We start from the raw sequence: 2,466 nt of genomic DNA on the forward strand, positions 1-2,466 counted from the left end.
CGTAAGCCTCCGGTGAAGGCCGCAGGTCAGGCCGCTTGAGCGTTGACGGTCGGCGGCGTCCAATTCCACGGAAGCAACTGCTCCAGCCTGGTAATCGGCGTGTCGGCGATGCGGGCAAGAACGTCGGCCAGCCACGCCTGCGGATCGATGTCGTTGAGCTTTGCCGTCATGATCAACGTGGCCATGAAGGCTGCACGATCCGCGCCGCGGTCTGATCCGGCGAAGAGCCAGGATTTTCTGCCGAGCGCAAAGCCTCTGAGCGCTCGCTCTGCCGCATTATTCGTCAGGCAAATCCGGCCGTCCTGCAGGAATGACGTGAAGCCATCCCAGCGCTTGAGCATGTAGTCGATCGCCTCTGCCACCGGAGAACTGCGTGAGAGCTTTGCCCGCTCGGTTTGAAGCCAGACCTGCAGATCATCGACGAGTGGCAGACTGTCTTTCCGGCGACGCTCCAGGCGTTGATCGGCGTCAAGCCCGTTGATCTCGCGCTCAATATCGAACAGGGCGTCGATCCGTTTGACGGCTTCGAGCGCCATAGGCGAGATCGGCGCGGCGTTCTTTCCACGCTTGGCATTTGCGGCAATGTCGGCGAGCACGAAGAACTTGCGCCGCGAGTGTGCCCAACAAAACGCCTGCCTTAGAGGATTTGGATCGCGATCAACCTTGAACAGCGGATTGTAGCCGCCATAGGCATCCGCCTGCAATATGCCGGAGAAGGACTTCAGATGTCGCTCGGGATGCTCCTGCCGCCGATCCCGAGAGGAATAGTAGAGGGCGGCGGGCGGTGACTGTCCGCCGAAGGGTCTGTCATCCCGGACGTAGGTCCAGATGCGACCGGTATCAGTCTTTCCCTTCGCCAGGATGGGCACGGTCGTGTCGTCGCCATGCAGTCGCTCGGCTGCCAGGACATGGGCCTCGATCAACGAATGGATTGGCTTCAGGGCTGCGGCACAAGCGCCGACTTGATCGGCAAGCGTCGACAGACTGAGATCGACGCCTTCACGGGCATAACGCTCGCTCTGGCGGTTGAGCGGCTGGTGCTGGGCAAACTTCTCGAACAGGATCATCGCCAGCAGGTTTGGCCCGGCAAAGCCGCGTGGCGTTACATGGAAGGGTGCTGGTGGCTGCGTGATCTTCTCGCACTCGCGACAGGTAAACTTCTCCCGTACCGTCTGGATGACCTTCCACTGGCGCGGGATGACCTCCAGGGTCTCGGTGATGTCCTCGCCAAGCTTCGACAATTTGGCCGATCCGCAGCAGGCGCAATTGGCGGGAGCGGCGATGACGATGCGCTCGCGTGGCAGATGTTCGGGAAAGGGCTTGCGTGACGGACGCCTGCGCTCGAAGGCTTTGACGGTTGAAGCTTTGGCTGCGATCTCCGCCACCAGTTCATCTTCACCGGCGTCCGTTTCCAACTCCTCGAGCTGCAGTTCCAACTGCTCCAGGAGCCGCGCCTTGCGCTCGGACCGGCTGCCGTAGAGTTCACGGCGAACCTTGTCGATCTCCAGCTTCAGCCGTGCGATCAGCGCCTCGGAATGCGATACGAGTGCCTTTGCACTGGCGGCTTCGGCCTTGGCGGTCGCCGCTTCTGCTTCGGCTGCAACACGTCGAGCGCGTTCCTGGGCCAGCAGTGCAAGGGCACTGGCTAGGTCGTCCGGAAGCTCTTCAGTCGTATTGCTCATGACAGGATGGAATCATATTCGAGCCTGTCATTCCAGTGTTTTTGCTCATCCGGCCGACGTCGGCCGCCAGGTCTTTTGCGGCATCCGCCAGTCGATACCTTCCAGCAGATAACCGAGCTGCGCAGGTGTGATCACCACCGTGCCATCGGCCGCCGATGGCCAGATGAAGCGGCCACGCTCCAGCTTCTTCGTGAACAGGCAAGCGCCCTGGCCGTCATGCCAGATCACCTTGATCAGGCCACCGCCGCGGCCGCGGAATACGAACAAGTGCCCACACATCGGGTCACGCTTCAGCGCCTCCTGCACCATCAACGACAGACCGGGGAAGCCCTTGCGCATGTCCGTATAGCCCGTGGCCAGCCAGACCTTCACACCACTCGGAACCGGGATCATCGCAGACCCAATACGCAATCGAGAATCCGGCCAAGCGCGTCCGTGTCGATGTCGCTTTCCACGCGGACGCGTCGGCCCCGACCTAGTTCGATTGTTACATCACTGCGCTTCCGACGAGGATGGAATTTGGTGGGTGGTTCCGGCTGAGCGGGGGAGACTGTCGAAGCGGCCTCGGACACGATCACCGGCACCAAAGCCGCAGTGTCAGATCTTGGCTCCTCGATCCGACAAAGCTCTTTGCGCCAACGGAACAACTGGCTGACATGGATCCCGGCCGCGCGGGCAATCTCCGAGATGACCGCGTCTGGCTCAAAGCACGCAGCGACGAGCCGCTCTTTATCTTCGCGTGACCAGCGCCGACGGCGCTCTACGGAGGTGATCACCTCAATTG

Annotated in this window: 3 protein-coding genes; all 3 read right to left on the minus strand. The window is 61.5% G+C overall.

From position 1 onward, the window contains the following. Positions 1-26 precede the first annotated feature (26 nt). Positions 27-1,682: an IS66 family transposase gene (gene tnpC / locus ACQZ5Y_RS28255; protein WP_112497485.1), complete on the minus strand. Its 1,656-nt coding sequence runs from the start codon at positions 1,680-1,682 to the stop codon at positions 27-29. 45 nt (positions 1,683-1,727) lie between these two features. After that, the gene (gene tnpB / locus ACQZ5Y_RS28260; protein WP_448782590.1) at positions 1,728-2,093 is read right to left on the minus strand and encodes an IS66 family insertion sequence element accessory protein TnpB; all 366 of its coding nucleotides are present in this window, start codon (positions 2,091-2,093) and stop codon (positions 1,728-1,730) included. Continuing rightward, positions 2,072-2,466: IS66-like element accessory protein TnpA (gene tnpA / locus ACQZ5Y_RS28265; protein WP_174051791.1), on the minus strand; the 395-nt coding region annotated here is incomplete at its 5' end. The genes tnpA and tnpB, both read right to left, overlap by 22 nt.

The sequence above is a fragment of the Agrobacterium sp. A3-95 genome (genome assembly GCF_053521785.1).